Source organism: Spiroplasma endosymbiont of Lariophagus distinguendus (assembly GCF_023846195.1).
Classification (GTDB): Bacteria; Bacillota_I; Bacilli_A; order Mycoplasmatales; family VBWQ01; genus Spiroplasma_E.
This window is the reverse complement of sequence record NZ_JALMUW010000165.1, coordinates 1-643: the sequence shown is the minus strand read 5'-3', so window position 1 is coordinate 643 and position 643 is coordinate 1. Positions and strand designations below refer to the sequence as shown.

Genomic DNA, 643 nt, shown 5'->3' with positions numbered 1-643 from the left:
AAAGCCTAGATAGGCTTGTTTTAAATGAATTAGAGATATTTATTTTTGAATTTCACTTTCATATATTTTTCTATTTGTTTCTGCCATTTTTACATATTTATCTTTTTCTTCGCTTGTCATTTCTTGGCAATAATTATCAATAAGTTGGGCAACTTCTACAACTTTAAATTTAAGTTCTGGTTTCTGTTGAATAATTTCTGCTCTTTTTTCTTTACTAAAAAGCATATAAGCATTCATTGGTCTTTTAACTTTTTTATTTGACATATTTTTATCCCCTAATTTTTCTTATTATAATTTTACATGATTTAAAAATTAATTTTTCACATATTGTTTTTCAGTAAAGAATTTTATCCATGATTACGAGTTTTTGAATTTGAATGTTTTAATAACTCAGTTTCGGTTTTTAATTTTGCATTTTCTTCTTGCAAACTTTTAACTCAAGAAACTAATTGTTCAATTTGTTTTTGCTGCTTTTCTAATTTATGTTGAAAAGATAAGTCTAAAGGTTTCTCAAATATTTCTTTATACTCCATTTCAATAATTTTTTGAAAGAATACATTCTTTTTATTGATTTGAATTCTTTTTCCTTTTTCAAATCAATAACTATGAATTAGAGAATGGATGATTGTTACATGATAAATTG

At 23.3% G+C, this 643-nt stretch carries 2 protein-coding genes; both read right to left on the bottom strand.

Annotated features, from left to right (window positions below; all coding sequences use genetic code 4):
- Positions 1–39 precede the first annotated feature (39 nt).
- On the bottom strand, positions 40–264 hold the full coding sequence (locus M0D11_RS06335) for an HMG-box domain-containing protein (RefSeq protein WP_252321123.1): 225 nt from the start codon (positions 262–264) through the stop codon (positions 40–42).
- Between the two features lie 83 nt (positions 265–347).
- Positions 348–643, bottom strand: a 296-nt coding sequence (locus M0D11_RS06330; RefSeq protein WP_252321121.1) for a hypothetical protein, incomplete at its 5' end; no start/stop codon positions are given.